This is a genomic window from Paenibacillus taichungensis, from assembly GCF_013359905.1.
Lineage (GTDB): Bacteria > Bacillota > Bacilli > Paenibacillales > Paenibacillaceae > Paenibacillus > Paenibacillus taichungensis.
The window spans coordinates 604,923-620,137 of record NZ_JABMCC010000121.1 but is presented as its reverse complement, the minus strand read 5'-3'; the positions used below and the strand labels follow the sequence as shown (position 1 = coordinate 620,137).

General features: G+C 46.5%; 14 protein-coding genes. 2 read left to right on the top strand and 12 right to left on the bottom strand.

The genetic code is table 11. The annotated features are described in order from the left end of the window. Positions 1–8: 8 nt before the first annotated feature. The 5 genes from HP548_RS30475 to cysT form a co-directional block, all read right to left on the bottom strand. Positions 9–1,616, bottom strand: coding sequence for an ABC transporter substrate-binding protein (locus HP548_RS30475; protein WP_175383748.1), 1,608 nt, complete (start codon positions 1,614–1,616; stop codon positions 9–11). Between the two features lie 223 nt (positions 1,617–1,839). Then, positions 1,840–2,904 carry a sulfate ABC transporter substrate-binding protein gene (locus HP548_RS30470; RefSeq protein ID WP_175383747.1) on the bottom strand — a complete coding sequence of 355 codons (1,065 nt, stop codon included), beginning with the start codon at positions 2,902–2,904 and terminating at the stop codon, positions 1,840–1,842. 58 nt (positions 2,905–2,962) lie between these two features. Continuing rightward, on the bottom strand, positions 2,963–4,027 hold the full coding sequence (locus tag HP548_RS30465; protein WP_076291736.1) for a sulfate/molybdate ABC transporter ATP-binding protein: 1,065 nt from the start codon (positions 4,025–4,027) through the stop codon (positions 2,963–2,965). A gap of 1 nt (position 4,028) precedes the next feature. Then, positions 4,029–4,826 (bottom strand): sulfate ABC transporter permease subunit, encoded by a 798-nt coding sequence (locus tag HP548_RS30460; protein WP_064639962.1) that lies wholly within the window; start codon positions 4,824–4,826, stop codon positions 4,029–4,031. Then, positions 4,823–5,638 carry a sulfate ABC transporter permease subunit CysT gene (gene cysT, locus HP548_RS30455; protein WP_063564398.1) on the bottom strand — a complete coding sequence of 272 codons (816 nt, stop codon included), beginning with the start codon at positions 5,636–5,638 and terminating at the stop codon, positions 4,823–4,825. The genes HP548_RS30460 and cysT overlap by 4 nt, the downstream gene beginning before the upstream one ends. Positions 5,639–6,094: 456 nt before the next feature. Between cysT and HP548_RS30450 the strand changes: the two genes are divergently transcribed. Continuing rightward, on the top strand, positions 6,095–6,496 hold the full coding sequence (locus tag HP548_RS30450) for a secondary thiamine-phosphate synthase enzyme YjbQ (protein ID WP_099855266.1): 402 nt from the start codon (positions 6,095–6,097) through the stop codon (positions 6,494–6,496). 192 nt (positions 6,497–6,688) lie between these two features. Here HP548_RS30450 and HP548_RS30445 read toward each other — a convergent pair whose 3' ends face one another. The 5 genes from HP548_RS30445 to tkt form a co-directional block, all read right to left on the bottom strand. Beyond that, entirely contained in the window at positions 6,689–7,291 is a 603-nt protein-coding gene (locus HP548_RS30445) for a TetR/AcrR family transcriptional regulator (protein ID WP_063564400.1), read from the bottom strand. A 5-nt stretch (positions 7,292–7,296) separates the two neighbouring features. Continuing rightward, positions 7,297–7,929: a YigZ family protein gene (locus HP548_RS30440; RefSeq protein WP_072734274.1), complete on the bottom strand. Its 633-nt coding sequence runs from the start codon at positions 7,927–7,929 to the stop codon at positions 7,297–7,299. 164 nt (positions 7,930–8,093) lie between these two features. Further along, positions 8,094–9,449 (bottom strand): glucose-6-phosphate isomerase, encoded by a 1,356-nt coding sequence (locus tag HP548_RS30435; protein ID WP_076291734.1) that lies wholly within the window; start codon positions 9,447–9,449, stop codon positions 8,094–8,096. 186 nt (positions 9,450–9,635) lie between these two features. After that, on the bottom strand, positions 9,636–9,953 hold the full coding sequence (gene ppnP, locus HP548_RS30430; RefSeq protein ID WP_053781719.1) for a pyrimidine/purine nucleoside phosphorylase: 318 nt from the start codon (positions 9,951–9,953) through the stop codon (positions 9,636–9,638). Between the two features lie 140 nt (positions 9,954–10,093). Then, entirely contained in the window at positions 10,094–12,136 is a 2,043-nt protein-coding gene (gene tkt, locus HP548_RS30425; protein ID WP_175383746.1) for a transketolase, read from the bottom strand. A 433-nt stretch (positions 12,137–12,569) separates the two neighbouring features. Here tkt and HP548_RS30420 point away from each other — a divergent pair, with 433 nt between their 5' ends. Beyond that, a complete protein-coding gene (locus HP548_RS30420; protein WP_175383745.1) occupies positions 12,570–13,070 on the top strand; it encodes a hypothetical protein in 501 nt (166 codons plus the stop codon). Between the two features lie 79 nt (positions 13,071–13,149). Here the strand turns inward: HP548_RS30420 and purU are convergent, their stop codons facing one another. Both purU and HP548_RS30410 read right to left on the bottom strand, forming a co-directional pair. Beyond that, positions 13,150–14,043, bottom strand: a complete 894-nt coding sequence (gene purU / locus HP548_RS30415) for a formyltetrahydrofolate deformylase (protein WP_063564406.1) — start codon at positions 14,041–14,043, stop codon at positions 13,150–13,152. A 22-nt stretch (positions 14,044–14,065) separates the two neighbouring features. Continuing rightward, positions 14,066–15,193, bottom strand: coding sequence for a deoxyribonuclease IV (locus HP548_RS30410; RefSeq protein WP_163756535.1), 1,128 nt, complete (start codon positions 15,191–15,193; stop codon positions 14,066–14,068). Positions 15,194–15,215: the final 22 nt, after the last annotated feature.

Here is a 15,215-nt window from a genome sequence, read left to right as displayed (position 1 = left end):
CTTGTAACTTATTTTTTAAAGATTTTGGACAGATCTTCAAGCATAACGACTGGTTTCGGATTTGCATCTTCAACGCCGCCGTATGTGTTATCCACCGCCACTACAGCTTTCGTGTAGGCGATAGGGTATACAGTCATTTCGTTTGCTACAGTTTGTTGGATTTGTTTGTACAAATCGCCACGTTTCGTTTCGTCAATTTGAACGGCTGCTTCATTCCACAGCTTGTCGAAATCGGCATTTTTGTAATGGGAGTAGTTATATGCCGCATCGCTCAGGAAGAGAGATTTATAAGCATCTGGTTCATAACCCATGATGTATCCACCAAAGGACAATTCAAAGTCTGTATTGTTCATGTCCAATGTACGGTTACCATAAGCCGTTCCATCCATCGGCAGCAATTCCACTTCAATGCCCACGTCTTTCAGCTTTTGCTGAATGTACAGCGCTTGGCTTGTTTGTGGTTTGTTCGTATTTGTGTAAGCAAGACGCAATTTCAGGTTGCTAACGCCTGCATCAGCCAGCAATTGTTTTGCTTTTTCCACGTTGTAGTCGTATTTCTCAACATCATCCGTTTGGTACAGCGTGTCCGGTGTCAGAATCGACGGAGCCGGTTCAGCAAAATCAGCTGAGGAATACGAGGCGGTGATCAGTTCATTTTTATCCAAAGCATAAGCGATGGCTTGACGAACTTCTTTCTTTTGCATCGAAGGCACGTTCAGGTTGAACACCATGTATTGCAAGCGGCCTTCCGGGTAAGTCAGCATGTTGAATTTGCCTGTGTCGTTCAATTTGTTGTAATCCTGTGTGTCGACCATACGCATTTGAATCTCGCCGTTTTGCAAAGCCAGGTTCGCTGCGTTTGGATCTTTCGCTACACGATACGTCACGCTATCCAGATGAGCTTTGCCTGCAAAGTAGTCATCAAAACGTTCCAGTGTTACGTATTCGCCCGGACGGTATTCCTTGAACTTGAACGGACCGGAACCAATCGGGTTGTTGTTTTTGTCGCTTTTCTCAATATCGGCTTCGCCTTCGAAAATGTGTTTAGGGATTGGAGAGAAAGAAACCAATGCTCCTTCAAAAGCAGCAGATACTTCCGGCAATTTGAATTCCACCGTCAGGTCATCGACCTTAGTTACTTTAACCGGTTTGCCATCAAAAACATACTGACTACGGGAAGAACTGTGCTGTTTCTCATCAAGGATGCTATCCATTGTGAACACAATATCATCCGCTGTCAGAGGCTGTCCGTCATGCCATTTCAGACCGTCTTTCAGCTTCAATGTATACGTCAGGTGATCATCAGAGAAGCTGTCGCTGTCTGCAAGCACATACGTTTTTTTGCCATCATTCACATTGAACAGTGGAGCATATAAAGATTGATCAATCGTCAACGTTACACGGTCACCCGCATAGATTGGATTCATCACTTTAGGATCATCCTGAACAGCAATAATGATGCTTCCGCCGTCTTTCGGTTGCCCATCATCCGTTGTCGCTGTATTTTCTGCGGTATTAGACGAAGAACTTGTTCCGTCACCGCTGCTTCCGCATGCACTCATGATTGCTACAACCAGAACCAGCATCAATGACAGCCACATTTTTTTCGATTTCATTATGATATTTCCCCTCGCTGTAATTTAACGTTCTGTTAGATAGTATAGGCAAGGATTCGACAAATTGCAACGATTTTTTCCAACTTAACCTATCGGGTTTAAATGAAATAACATTATTGTCTAGCAATGCAAAAAACCTCCAGCTCACGTTGTATCGTGAAATGAAGGTTTGAATAACAATTAATCATCTGAAATTCAATAACAGGATGATGCTCGTACGGGTTTACAACCCGGCCAACACCTGGTACCATACGCCTCGTTTGGAATACAGTGTACTGCGTACTTTGTCCCATCCGCCGAGATAGTTAATATCGAACAGACCTTCAGGCGTTGGGAACGAGGACTTCGTCTCTGCAAACACATCCGGGTCTACCGAACGGAAACCGTGCTTGGCAAAAATAAGCTGTGCTTCCGGCGTACTTAGATAGGCTACAAAAGCCTCCGCCAATTCACGATTGCCATGCTTATCCGCATATTTGTCTACGACAACTGCCGGATTCTCAATCAGGATTGTGTTTTTGGGAACCACGATGTCATAATTTACACCCTTGGCAATCCGGGCAAGCAATTCATTTTCATACGTGACGATAACGTCACCCACGCCATATTCGAAAGCCGCCATGGAGGACCGACCACTCTTATCCAATGACTCGACATTCTCATGCACTTTTTCCAAAAAGGCTTTGGCCACGGCAGGATCTTTCTTGCCTTGCTCCTCCTCAGATAACTTCAACCCTGCACCATAGATGGCATTAATGTCCCACTGTGCTCCGCCTGACGTCTTGGGATTAGGATACAGCACTTTAACACCCGGCTTAGTCAAATCTTCAAAATCGCGAATACCCAGCGGGTTGCCTGCTCTTGTACCCAAAACAACGATCGAGCGGGTGATCATGCCATCATTCGGCGCCTGTTTCCAGTTGGAGCTGACCAGATCAGCTTTGACCAGCTTATCGATATCACTTTCCATCGCCAGAAGCGCAACATCAGCTTCGAATCCACCAACAATGGCTCTGGCTTGTGTCCCTGAGGCTTCATAGGATTCTTGGAAGTGAACCGTCTGTCCAGTCTTGGCTTGCCATTTCGCCTGGAACTTGGGCAATAACTCTCCGACGGCGTCTTTGGCTACACTGTAAGCACCGATAACCAATGTATTAGATTGGTCGTCTGTCGAGGTTCCGCTCTGTCCGCTTGCATCCTCCTGCTTGCTACATCCAACGGTCATGCAGACGAGCAGAAGCATGAGGACAACGTATAAAGGGTTGATTTTCTTCTTCATCGTCTGCATGGGCAGCACCTCTCTCCAAAATTCTAAAAAAATTAATTTTGAACCAAGTGATCTTCGATTAGATGATGACCGGCATTGGATCTTCCTTCAATCGGTTCTCAACAACCCAGCTATGGGTATCATTGAACAGATATGCCCGATGCACGAGCACACGAATCTGTTGGCCGACTTGCAGCGTTGTTTTCTCCAAGGAACGATACGTAATGAGTTTATGGCCTTCAACTTCCACTTCCACCATCCATTCACTTCCACGGAAATGAAGGTGTTTGACGATACCTTTTTCAGTAGCGGACAGCATGCTAAACTCGTTTTTCAAACCGATCTCGATATACTCAGGCCGGATCAGTGCACGTGTGCGCTCTCCTTCCACCGCATGTTCGAAGCCCTTAAGCTGTGAAGCGTCTTCCACAACGGTAGATTCCCCTATAAATGTGGCAACAAAAGGCGTCTCTGGATTTTTGTAAATATCCCATGGCGTGCCCTTCTGCTCTAAGCGCCCTTGGCTGATAATCATGATTTCGTCGGCAACTTCAATCGCTTCATCCTGGTCATGGGTTACAAAAATCGAAGTGATGCCTACCCGCTCAATCAGCTCTCTCAACCATGAACGCAATTCCTGACGGATTTTGGCATCAATGGCGGCGAACGGTTCATCCAGCAGCAGCAGCTGCGGCTCAGGGGCCAATGCTCTGGCAAAAGCGACACGCTGCCGCTGTCCACCAGACAATTGATGTGGATAACGCTGTTCGAAACCTTTCAGCCCTGTCAATTCAACCAGCTCCATGACCCGATCACGGATCTGGGCTTTGGGAGCCTTTTTGACCTTGAGTCCAAAGGCGATATTATCAAATACCGTCATATGTTTGAACAAAGCATAGTTCTGAAATACAAATCCGATTCCTCGCTCCTGCGGAGGCAGATGATTTACGACCTTTCCGTGAAAACGAATCTCTCCGGAACCCGGATTCTCGAGACCCGCCAGCATACGCAGAATGGATGTTTTCCCACCTCCGCTGGGTCCCAGCAAACCGATAAGATGGCCTTTGGCAATATCGAACGAGACATCTTTTACCGCATGAAAATCACCGAAATGTTTGTTCAGATCACGGACTTCCACATGCATCTCAATGCACTTCCTTTCGCTTCTTGGCCCATTCCATCATAAGCAGCAGCCCGACAGAAAAAGTAACCAGTACCAATGCCACACCATTTGCGGCAGCTACGTTAAAATTCTCTACATCCTGATATACAAGCGTTGTTGCCGTCTGCGTTTTGTTCATAATGTTACCCGAAACAACCAGCACTGCACCGAATTCCCCAAGCGAGCGGGCAACCGTCAACACAAGACCGTACACAACCGCCCAGCGGATGGAAGGCCAGGTAACACTCCAGAACGTTCTCCAGCCGTATGCACCAAGCGTTGACGCAGCCTCTTCCTGCTGAGATCCAAGCTCCTGCAAGACAGGCATCACCTCTCGAACCATCAGTGGAAAAGTGACAAACAACGTTGCAATGACCATACCCGGGAAGGCATAGACCACATTAAATCCGATTCCTTCAAAAAAAGCGCCCATAATGCTGTTGGGACCCAGCAGTAGTACAATCATCAATCCACCAATGACTGGCGATACGGCATAGGGCAGATCCACAATGCTGTTCAGCAGCCCTTTCACCCGGTCACTCAGCCATCCGGCGCGAACAAGATAGATGGCCATCATAACGCCAAACAATGTATTTAACAGTGTGACGACAAGTACAACAAGTCCTGTCATCATCAAGGCATGCAGCGCCTCAGGGCGCAACAGCCCATCCAGGAATCCTCCTGCCCCGTCTTCAAATGCACCAATAAAAATACGTCCAAGCGGGATGATCAGCAGTACAATGAACACCGCAAACGTCAGTCCGATTAATAGTCGCCTCATCGTCTTCTCCCCCGCATCTGCACCAGATTAATGAGCCAGAGGATCAGGAAGGAGAGTGTTAAGAGCAGTACGGACACGGCCGCGGCACCGGTTGGATTGTCACTTTCGATCTCGCCGTAAATAAATACGGAAGCCGTCAATGTTCTTCCCGGAATATTGCCTGCCACCAGCACAACAGCCCCGAATTCGGCCAGTGCTCTGGAGAATGCGAGCATTCCCCCACTAATCATGCCCGGAGCCATGGAAGGAAGAATGACCTGCCTGAATGTGCGCGCCTTCGATGCTCCCATCGTGTAGGATGCCTCTTCCTCCGAGGGATCGATCTCCTCGAGCAAAGGCTGCACCGCACGGATGACAAAAGGAAACGTTACAAATGTCATCGCGATCACAATCGCAGGCTGGTGAAACACAATTTCAAACCCCATAGATTCCGCTAGTTTGCCTATGGCACTGATCGGACCCAGGAGAAGCATAATCATCAGGCCACCAACAGCTGTTGGAAGAGCAAAAGGAAGATCTACCAGACTGTTAAGGAACGACCTCCCAAAAAAGCGATAACGTGTCAGCACCCAGGCAATCATGGTTCCCAAAATGACGTTAATCACCGTAGCTATAACAGCCAGCCGGATCGTTAACAGCACAGCTTTCCAAGCAATTGGATCCATAATGCTTTGGATAAAGTTGCTCCATCCTTCAGAGAAGGAATTGACGTACACACCGATGATTGGAAGTACAATGAGTACGATAAAATATAACAATACGGTACTGCGGAATCCCCAAGTCCATCCCTTGTGACGAAGAACGGTATTCATTGCTGCATTCCCTCCCAGCCTCCGGTTCTATGTCCGGTCGGCAGTCTTCCTGCTTTCGTACAATCATTTTCCTAAGTTGGATTATATTACTTTAATATTATTCCCATTAGTCTACTTGGTTTTTGCTTATCTGATACTTTACCAGTTTGCAGTGCTAATCGTCAATGCTTTTATTGAATAAAATCGGCGTACTTATGAGATGGATTTTATAAAAATTACACTCGCCACTACGCGGTCAGAACAACCTTCCGATCGCTGTTATCCCCAGATTTCTTTGATTCCCTTTTCTAAAGGGAGAAATCCGTCGATAAAGGCGAACGCTTCGCTTCTTCAGGTTATTTCTGCCCTCTCCGTTATCGTGTAATTGTTATAACATCGTAATACGAGATTTGTTTGGTATGTTGTGGTTAAGGTACAATCTAGAGGACAAAATGTGGAGCAAAGGAGTGGAGTAATATGTTATATACGAAGAATTTATCGACATCCCGACGAGATGAGATGAAGGATATTACGCGGGAAGTAGAGCAGGTTGTCCGTGACAGCGGTGTGCAGAATGGGACTGTATTGATTTATTGTCCACATACGACAGCAGGTATTGCAATTAATGAAAATGCAGACCCTGATGTCAAACATGATGTACTGCTTCGTCTGAACGAAGTGTATCCTTGGAAACATCCCGAATATCGGCATGCTGAAGGAAATACGGCTTCTCACTTGAAATCGATCACAACCGGACCATCACAAACAGTGATTATACATGAGGGCAGATTACTGCTTGGCAGATGGCAAGGCATCTATTTTTGTGAATTTGATGGTCCTCGTCAGCGGGAATATTTCCTTAAAATCATGGAAGGTTAGCTCCATTTCACCTCATTTCTAATGATTCGCCATCAATGGAAATAAAAAACAAACAGGCGGTCCACCCTCTTTTAGGGATGTAACCCGCCTGTCATGGTCTTCTTCGCGCCAAAACTTTCGCGAGACAACGTTATAAAGAATTAATGTTATGACAATTCACCGCCCTGAAGTGTGGAGTGCGACAAAAGCGCCTTATTGGACGCCAGGCTGGTGTTGGAGATTACGGCAGAGTACTTTCACATGAGATAACGCAGCCGATTCAATCTCTGCAAAGGTTAAACGGTCCTGAATATAATACGATATGAATCCGTGCATGGACAAAAACAGCGTACGTGGTACACATTGAATATCCTCTTCCGTACAGCCCTCTTCATTCATGTATTGCCGAATAATAGAGGCAAACAATTCAAAGCATCTTCCTTGCTCCGTACGACAATACGATAGCAATTCCTCATCCCGAATCATGAACATGATCTCGTACTGATACGGATTCTCCAAACCAAAACGAATAAACTCCATCATGATATGCTCCACCTTGCTCACGCCGCCCATGACTGGCCTGACCATGGCTTGCAGCAGCAAATGCCCCAGATGATTGAAATCTTCAACCACGATGGCATAAAACAGCTCTGCCTTTTCCTTAAAATGATAATACAGCGACCCATGACTATAGCCCAGATGCTGACCGATGCTTCGCATCGAAATGGCACGGTATCCTTTGGTAATAAAAAGATGCCTCGCCGCCTCCAGTATCCGCTCCCTCGACAACTCCTGTTCGACTGCTCTTCTAGCCATATATTTTATTCCCCTTCAATAAAATAAAGCCGCTGTCCCTCCGTGATCCGGGATTGCCCTTGCGTCAAATCTGTGATCCAGGCCACAAATGCCTCGGTTTCACTATCCGGCGGAAGACAAGTCAACGTAACCTTATCGGTGAACCCAGTTTCACCTGTACGGACTTCCCGGCTCCTTAATTCATTTTCCACTTTGCCCAGCCATGTATAATCCAGTTCAACAAACACTTCACGATGGAGTACTTTGGTAATCGCTTCCCCGGCTTCTATGGCTGCAACTGCTCCATCCGTATAAGCACGAATTAACCCACCGGCTCCAAGCATAATTCCCCCAAAGTAACGTGTAACAACGATAGCCACATTTTTCAATTGCTGATTTTTGATGACTTCAAGAATCGGTTTTCCAGCGGTTCCGCTTGGTTCACCATCATCGGATTGCTTCTGGATCTCATCCCGCTCACCAATCATGTATGCGGAGCAGTTATGAGTAGCATTCCAATGTTTTTTCTTGATTTCATCAATAAAAGCGTTGGCTTCTTCTTCTGTCGTGACCGGCATAATATGACCGATAAATCGCGACTTTTTGATTACAATTTCCAGATTGCCCGGTCCTCGAACCGTGCGATAACGTTCAATCATCCCTATCCAACTTTCCACCAATTTGATCCATTTTACAAGAAAGCAGTTCCCCGCGCGCACGCGGACGAACTGCCTTGGTTTAACATCCGGGAAACCATTGCTTCACAATGACTCCCCGAATGTAATTACATTACCTTATTTAACTATATGAGCAGACCGATGAATTATTCGGAAAGTCTCGCTTCAAGCGCTGCTTTCTCTTCTTCAAAGCCTGGTTTGCCCAGCAAAGCGAACATATTTTTCTTGTAAGCTTCCACGCCTGGTTGGTCAAATGGATTGACTCCCAGTAGGTAACCACTAATGCCGCATGCTTTTTCAAAGAAGTATACCAGATATCCGAAAGAATATGGAGACATATCTGGAATGTTCACAATCAAGTTTGGTACTTGACCATCTGTGTGTGCAAGCAGTGTTCCTTGGAACGCTTTTTTGTTAACAAAGTCCATCGTTTTACCTTCAAGGAAATTCAGACCATCCAGATCATCTGGATCCGCTTCGATCGAAATATGCTCCGATACTTCAGCAACCTGAATCACTGTTTCGAAGATGTTCCGGCTACCCTCTTGAATGAATTGACCCATGGAGTGCAAGTCAGTCGAGAAATCAACGGATGCAGGATAAATCCCTTTGTAGTCCTTACCTTCACTCTCTCCGTAAAGCTGTTTCCACCATTCGGATACAAAGTGCAAGGATGGCTCGTAGTTCACGAGGATTTCTGTTCCTTTACCTTTGCGATACAGTGCGTTACGAACAGCTGCATATTGATAAGCTTCGTTCTCAGCTACGTTCGGGTTGCTGTATTCTTTGGAAGCGTCAGCCGCACCTTGCATCATTTCTTCGATGCTGATGCCAGCTGCTGCTATTGGCAGCAAACCTACAGCCGTCAGAACGGAGTAGCGTCCACCTACATCATCCGGGATAATGAAGGATTCATAACCTTCTTCATTCGCCAGTTTTTTCAGTGCGCCGCGCTCTTTATCTGTTGTAGCATAGATACGTTTGCGAGCTTCTTCTTTACCGTATTTTTTCTCCAGTGCTGCACGGAAGATACGGAAAGCAATCGCTGGCTCCGTTGTTGTACCGGATTTGGAGATCACGTTAACGGAGAAGTCTTTGCCTTCAACCAGATCCAGCAAATGAGTAACATACGTGGAGCTAATGTTGTTTCCTGCAAAGTAGATTTCAGGCGTTTTGCGTTTGTCTTTAGGCAGATTGTTGTAGAATGAGTGCGTAAGCATCTCAATCGCTGCACGTGCACCAAGGTATGATCCACCAATACCGATAACGATCAGTACTTCAGAATCGCTTTGGATTTTAGCAGCCGCTTTTTGAATACGGGAGAACTCTTCTTTGTCATAAGCGGTAGGCAGGTCGATCCAGCCCAGATAATCCGATCCGGTTCCCGTTCCGTTGTGGAGCTGCTCGTGAGCCAAACGAATCGGTTCAGCGAAATAGTCCACTTCATGCTGATTGACGAATTGCAGGGCAGTGCTGTAGTCAAACTTCACTTTTTTTGCCATGATCTATAAAACCTCCTGATATCGGTAGCGTATTTTTTTCCGTTTTCCATTCTAAACAACTTAGCCTAAGGATACTTCAAATCCACAGGGCTGACAAGCTTGCAGCACGAACTTTGTCGTTAGAGTTTAAGAAGCAAAAAGGGTTAACCGAATCCGCGTGTCGCGGTTCTGGTTACCCTTCTTGTATTATTCCGCCGGGTACGAACAGCAGTAGTCGGTAACGCTGCGTATCTCCAGTTTAAATTTGGATTCGGCAGGCACGTGGAACGTAGCTTGACCTTGAATCTCTTGCCAATCTTCTTCTCCGGGAAGTAATACTCTCAGATCGCCGGACAGAATCTCCATAATTTCACGGGAATCTGTACCGAACTCATAACTGCCTGGAAGCATAATACCCAGAGTCACCTTGCTGCCATCCCCCAAAATAACTGTTCTGCTCGTTACCTGGCCCTCATAATAAATGTTGGCCTCTTTCACTACACTGACTTGATCAAACTGTGACATGCGTACCCGCTCCCCCTGAAGTTAATAAAAACAAAAGGCAAAACAGATCAGGGTGGTTGTCCACCCATTCTCTGCCGGAATTCAATTGCTGCCCGGCAGGACAGAAATTAACTGTCCCTCCTGCAGCATTTTTCAAGCAATTACAGCAATGCTTTTACGCGACTAACCACGTTTTCCACAGTGAAGCCATACTCTTGGATAACACGGTCGCCAGGCGCGGATGCACCAAATGTGTTGATTCCGAGAATGTCGCCTTGGTCGCCGACATATTTTTCCCAACCCATTGGGTGAGCCATTTCAATCGCCAGACGAGCTTTAACATCTGGAAGCAGGACGGATTCTTTGTACGCTTTGTCCTGTTTCTCGAATAGATCCCAGCTCGGCATGCTGATTACACGAACTTGGATGCCTTGTTCAGCAAGTGCTGCTTGGGCTTTGACAGCCAGTTGCACTTCGGAACCTGTAGCGATGATTTGGGCAACAGCTTTGCCTTCTTTTGCATCAGAGACAACATACGCACCACGTTTCACGTTTTCACGGGAACCTTCAACGGTACCGTCCAGAATCGGCAAGTTTTGACGAGTGAGTACGAGTGCAACCGGGTTGCTCTTGTTCTCAAGCGCATAAGCCCATGCTGCAGAAGTTTCATTACCGTCAGCCGGACGAATAACTGTCAGGTTAGGAATGATACGCAGGGATGCCAATTGCTCGATTGGTTCGTGAGTAGGACCGTCTTCACCAACAGCGATACTGTCGTGAGTCAGTACGTATGTTACAGGCAGACCCATCAAGGCAGCCAGACGAACAGCTGGACGCAAGTAGTCTGTAAATACGAAGAATGTACCTCCGAATACTTTCACACCACTGTGCAGTGCCATACCGTTCATTGCTCCAGCCATACCGAATTCACGGATACCGAAGTAGATGTTGCGACCGGAGTAATCTTCAGGTGAGAAGTTCTCCAGGTTGTTCAAGTGAGTCATTGTGGAGCTTTCCAGGTCAGCAGATCCACCTGTCAGTTGTGGCACGTTATGAGCCAAACCGTTCAGGGCATTACCGGATGCTACACGAGTGGATACAGCTTTGTCTGTTGCTGCATATTTAGGCAGATCGCGATCCCAACCTTCTGGAAGGTCGCCATTGATTGCCGTTTCGAATTGAGCTGCCAGCTCAGGGAATGCTTTTTTGTACTCAGCAAACTTCTCGTCCCATGCTTTGTTTGCAGAGATACCACGATCTTTCACTTGTGCAAAGTGTTCGCGAACTTCAGTTGGAACGTGGAAATCTTCCTCGTAAACCCATTTGTAAAACTCTTTAGTCAATTTGGCTTCGTCTGAACCCAGTGGAGATCCGTGAGTACCGCCGTGGCCGCCTTTACCTTGTTTGTTCGGGCTACCGTAACCAATTACAGTTTTAACTTCAATCAGTGTAGGACGAAGCGTATCTGCTTGACCTTCCTCAATTGCTTTTTGGATTGCAGGCAGATCGTTACCATCTTCAACACGCAGCACTTGCCAGCCGTAAGCTTCAAAACGCTTCGCAATGCTTTCAGAAGAAGACAGGTTCAATTTACCATCCAAAGTGATGTCATTGGAGTCGAACAACATGATCAATTTGCCCAGGTGCAAACGTCCAGCCAGGGAAGCTGATTCATGGGATACGCCTTCCATCAAGTCACCGTCACCACAGATTGCGTAAGTGTGGTGGTCGATTACGTTGAATTTGTCTTTATTATATGTTGCGCTCAGTTGAGCTTCAGCCATAGCCATACCTACAGCCATTGCAATACCTTGGCCCAGTGGCCCAGTTGTTGCGTCAACGCCTGCAGTATGTCCGAATTCCGGGTGACCCGGCGTTTTGCTTCCCCATTGGCGGAACTGTTTCAATTGTTCCATAGGCAGGTCATACCCGCTCAGGTGAAGCAAGCTGTACAGCAACATGGAGCCATGTCCTGCGGACAGAACAAAACGGTCCCGGTTAACCCAAGTTGGGTGGTCCGGGTTATGTGTCATCGTTTTTGCAAAAAGTTGGTACCCCATTGGAGCGGAGCCCATAGGCATTCCCGGGTGTCCGGAATTTGCCTTCTCGATTGCATCAATCGCCAGTGTACGTACAGTAGTGATCGACAGGTTGTCGATGGTGTTGTTCTCTTCCTTTTGAATCGCTTCGTTCTTGTCAGTCATGGTTTGTCCTCCTCATGTCTTTAGATAAGTCGGGTTGCGCAAGCGAATCCCTCTCATCATACAAGCAAACCGAATTTCACAATAAGTGAATCCGCTTGAGTGTTTCATTTTGACTTATTCACTTTTGTATTGTATCACTTGGCGTGAAGGTTTTCCATAACCTTCTTTTAGAAGATCGGGAAAATTCGGCTGTTTATGACGAGGAATTTGCTTCCAGTTGCGTAAAAAGAGTGTCCTACTGAGCATTTCAGCATATCCTCTAGCTCAGCCAGCATCGCAAATCCATCGGATGAAGTATAACCTTTAAGCGGAAAACCATACTCTTTTTAGATATCGAAGTTGATTTTGCATATAATGGTCCTTGATCATGATTGCAAAAATCGGACTTTTGTGCACATTAGGCTGTACTTCTTATGGAAAGGAGGATTCGCATATGCCGGAACATTTGGCTAAGTCACCAAATTCGCTAAAGCACATATTACCCTGGAAAGCCGGAATTTTAACAGGTCTTACGTCCGGACTGGTGCTCGGGTTCTTTTTAAAGGCTATTCAGACTTACACTGGTGAAAAAGTCTATACCTTGCTGCTGAACATTGATTTTGTTCCATGGCTTCCGCCTACACTACCTGAATACATCGAATTTGGGCTGCATCTTATCGTTTCCATAATCATTGGTATCTTCTACATATGGTGGATCCAGCGTGCAGGTCATCCGATAGCAAAGGGAGTCCTGATCGGCATTTTCTCTTCCCTGCTGTATATCCCGCTCTCCCAGCTGTCGAGCCGTGTGCCTGATCTATATGATATAAATGCGATACTTTACTGGCTGGTAGGGCATCTGTTATTTGGCGTGGTCGTTGGTGGGTGCGGTCATCTGTGGAAGCACAGCCAGAAGCAAGACCAAAAAGGCGACCCCCCGTTCAGACATGAATAGGGAATCGCCTTCTCTTTTTTCGGAATAGAACTGAACTATATCTTTCCGAATCAACCTTGCGCAGTATTAAAGCATTAGCTTAAAACACAACGGTTTTATTTTCATGAACCAGTACACGATCTTCAACATGCCATTTCACAGCACGAGCAAGAACTACACGCTCAATGGTACGTCCAATGCGTTTTAACTCAGTTACATCATCCCCATGGCTTACACGCTGAACGTCCTGTTCAATGATTGGTCCGCCATCCAGCTCTTCCGTAACATAGTGAGCCGTCGCACCGATAATTTTGACACCTCGGTTGTACGCTTGGGCATACGGTTTACCGCCAACAAAGGCAGGCAGAAACGAGTGATGAATGTTAATAATACGATTGCGGTAATGCTCAATGAACATCGGAGAAATGATCTGCATGTAGCGCGCAAGAATAATCACGTCGATATCATTGCCAATGACGTCCAACTGACGTTGTTCCGCTTCCTTCTTTGTATCCGCTGTAACCGGAATATGATGATAAGGAATGCCAAATGATTCTACATAATCCTTCATATCCAGATGATTGCTCACAACAAGCGCGATGTCTGCATCCAGATCGCCAGCCTGCCATTGCCACAACAGCTCAACCAGACAGTGATCCTCCTTGGATACAAAGATAGCAAGTTTCTTCTTGCGGCTAACCGCAGAAAGACTCCAATCCATTTTGAAACGGTTTGCCACTTCTTCGAAATCAGCTTCCAGCTTAGGCAGGTTCAACGATAATTGTGGAAGATCGAACTCAATCCGCATAAAAAACATGCCGCCAGCCGGGTCCATTGTGTATTGGTCCGACTGTACAATGTTTGCACCATGCTGGTGCAAGAAATGGGATACTGCGGCAACAATTCCCGGTCCATCCGGACAGGAAATGAGCATCCGCGCCCGATCGGCGCGGTTTTTAACATCAGGACGTACTTGTTTAGCGTGAATCTCCATCGGGTTATTTTTCCTCCTTCAACTAGGCCGTGACAAAAATTTCTTTGCCTGCAAGCCAGGCGATCAAACGATGATTCAGTTGTTCTTCATTCAAATGCGGGAACAATGCGGCTTCAGCCACGAGGTCATACAGACGTTCCAACGGCTCACGTGGATCGGCTTTCTTCGCTTTGGCATCATTCTTGAGCAACGTCCAGATATCCAGAACATATGAACGGGACTCAATCTCTTTTCCTTTGAAGAAATGATGCAATTGTTCCACTTCTGTCAGGAACTCAGGACCAAATCGACCAGCAACATCCCCGCGAAGCAATGCAATCTCTGCTTCATACATAGGACGCTGAGTTTTGGCTTCTTTACCAATCCAAGGCGTTTCCAAAATAAACGGACGCCCTTGAAGAGCCTCGTGATGCACGATACGGTTAATCGCCTCAAAACCAATCCAGCCGGATCCAATCGGTGTATGACGGTCCTTGTGCGCACCCACAGGGTTCTTACTATCATTAATATGCATTACGGCAATGCGGTCAAGCCCTACCGTACGATCAAATTGTTCAAGAACACCGTCCAAGTCGTTCACGATATCATAACCCGCATCGTGAATGTGACATGTATCCATACACACAGTAAGGCGTTCATTGTGTGTGACCTTCTCCATGATCTGAGCAATTTCTTCAAAACTGCGGCCCATTTCAGTTCCTTTACCAGCCATCGTTTCCAGAGCGATATTCACATCCGTCTCCTTCACTCCGTCCAGCACTTCATTCAAGCCTTCAGCAATACGTCCGATGCCGTAGTGAGCATCCTTATCCGTAAATGCGCCGGGATGCAGCACGATATTTTTGACACCAATCGCATGTGTGCGACGAATCTCTTCCTGAAGGAAACTTACGGCTAGCTCATACGTGTTTTCTTTGTATGATCCTAGGTTAATAATGTATGGCGCATGGACAACGATATCTTCCATTCCGCCCTCTTGCATCGCAAGCTTACCTTCCTCAATAAACATGGACTCAATAGGCTTGCGGCGGGTATTTTGCGGTGCACCCGTATATATCATAAACGAACTGGAACCGTACGAGGACGCTTCCTTCGTTGCACTCAATAATCCCTTGTCCGAAAAGGACACATGGGAGCCGATTTTAAGCATCATTAATCCCCCTTTTTCTGAA

Bases quoted from the DNA above. Each gene is read 5' to 3' on its own strand.
- HP548_RS30440 (WP_072734274.1), bottom strand. From the start codon at position 7,929: ATGATTGAACGTTATCGCACGGTTCGAGGACCGGGCAATCTGGAAATT.
- tkt (WP_175383746.1), bottom strand. From the start codon at position 12,136: ATGACTGACAAGAACGAAGCGATTCAAAAGGAAGAGAACAACACCATC.
- HP548_RS30450 (WP_099855266.1), top strand. From the start codon at position 6,095: ATGTTATATACGAAGAATTTATCGACATCCCGACGAGATGAGATGAAG.
- ppnP (WP_053781719.1), bottom strand. From the start codon at position 9,953: ATGTCACAGTTTGATCAAGTCAGTGTAGTGAAAGAGGCCAACATTTAT.
- purU (WP_063564406.1), bottom strand. From the start codon at position 14,043: ATGGAGATTCACGCTAAACAAGTACGTCCTGATGTTAAAAACCGCGCC.
- HP548_RS30445 (WP_063564400.1), bottom strand. From the start codon at position 7,291: ATGGCTAGAAGAGCAGTCGAACAGGAGTTGTCGAGGGAGCGGATACTG.
- HP548_RS30475 (WP_175383748.1), bottom strand. From the start codon at position 1,616: ATGAAATCGAAAAAAATGTGGCTGTCATTGATGCTGGTTCTGGTTGTA.
- HP548_RS30460 (WP_064639962.1), bottom strand. From the start codon at position 4,826: ATGAGGCGACTATTAATCGGACTGACGTTTGCGGTGTTCATTGTACTG.
- cysT (WP_063564398.1), bottom strand. From the start codon at position 5,638: ATGAATACCGTTCTTCGTCACAAGGGATGGACTTGGGGATTCCGCAGT.
- HP548_RS30465 (WP_076291736.1), bottom strand. From the start codon at position 4,027: ATGCATGTGGAAGTCCGTGATCTGAACAAACATTTCGGTGATTTTCAT.
- HP548_RS30420 (WP_175383745.1), top strand. From the start codon at position 12,570: ATGCCGGAACATTTGGCTAAGTCACCAAATTCGCTAAAGCACATATTA.
- HP548_RS30435 (WP_076291734.1), bottom strand. From the start codon at position 9,449: ATGGCAAAAAAAGTGAAGTTTGACTACAGCACTGCCCTGCAATTCGTC.
- HP548_RS30470 (WP_175383747.1), bottom strand. From the start codon at position 2,904: ATGCAGACGATGAAGAAGAAAATCAACCCTTTATACGTTGTCCTCATG.
- HP548_RS30410 (WP_163756535.1), bottom strand. From the start codon at position 15,193: ATGCTTAAAATCGGCTCCCATGTGTCCTTTTCGGACAAGGGATTATTG.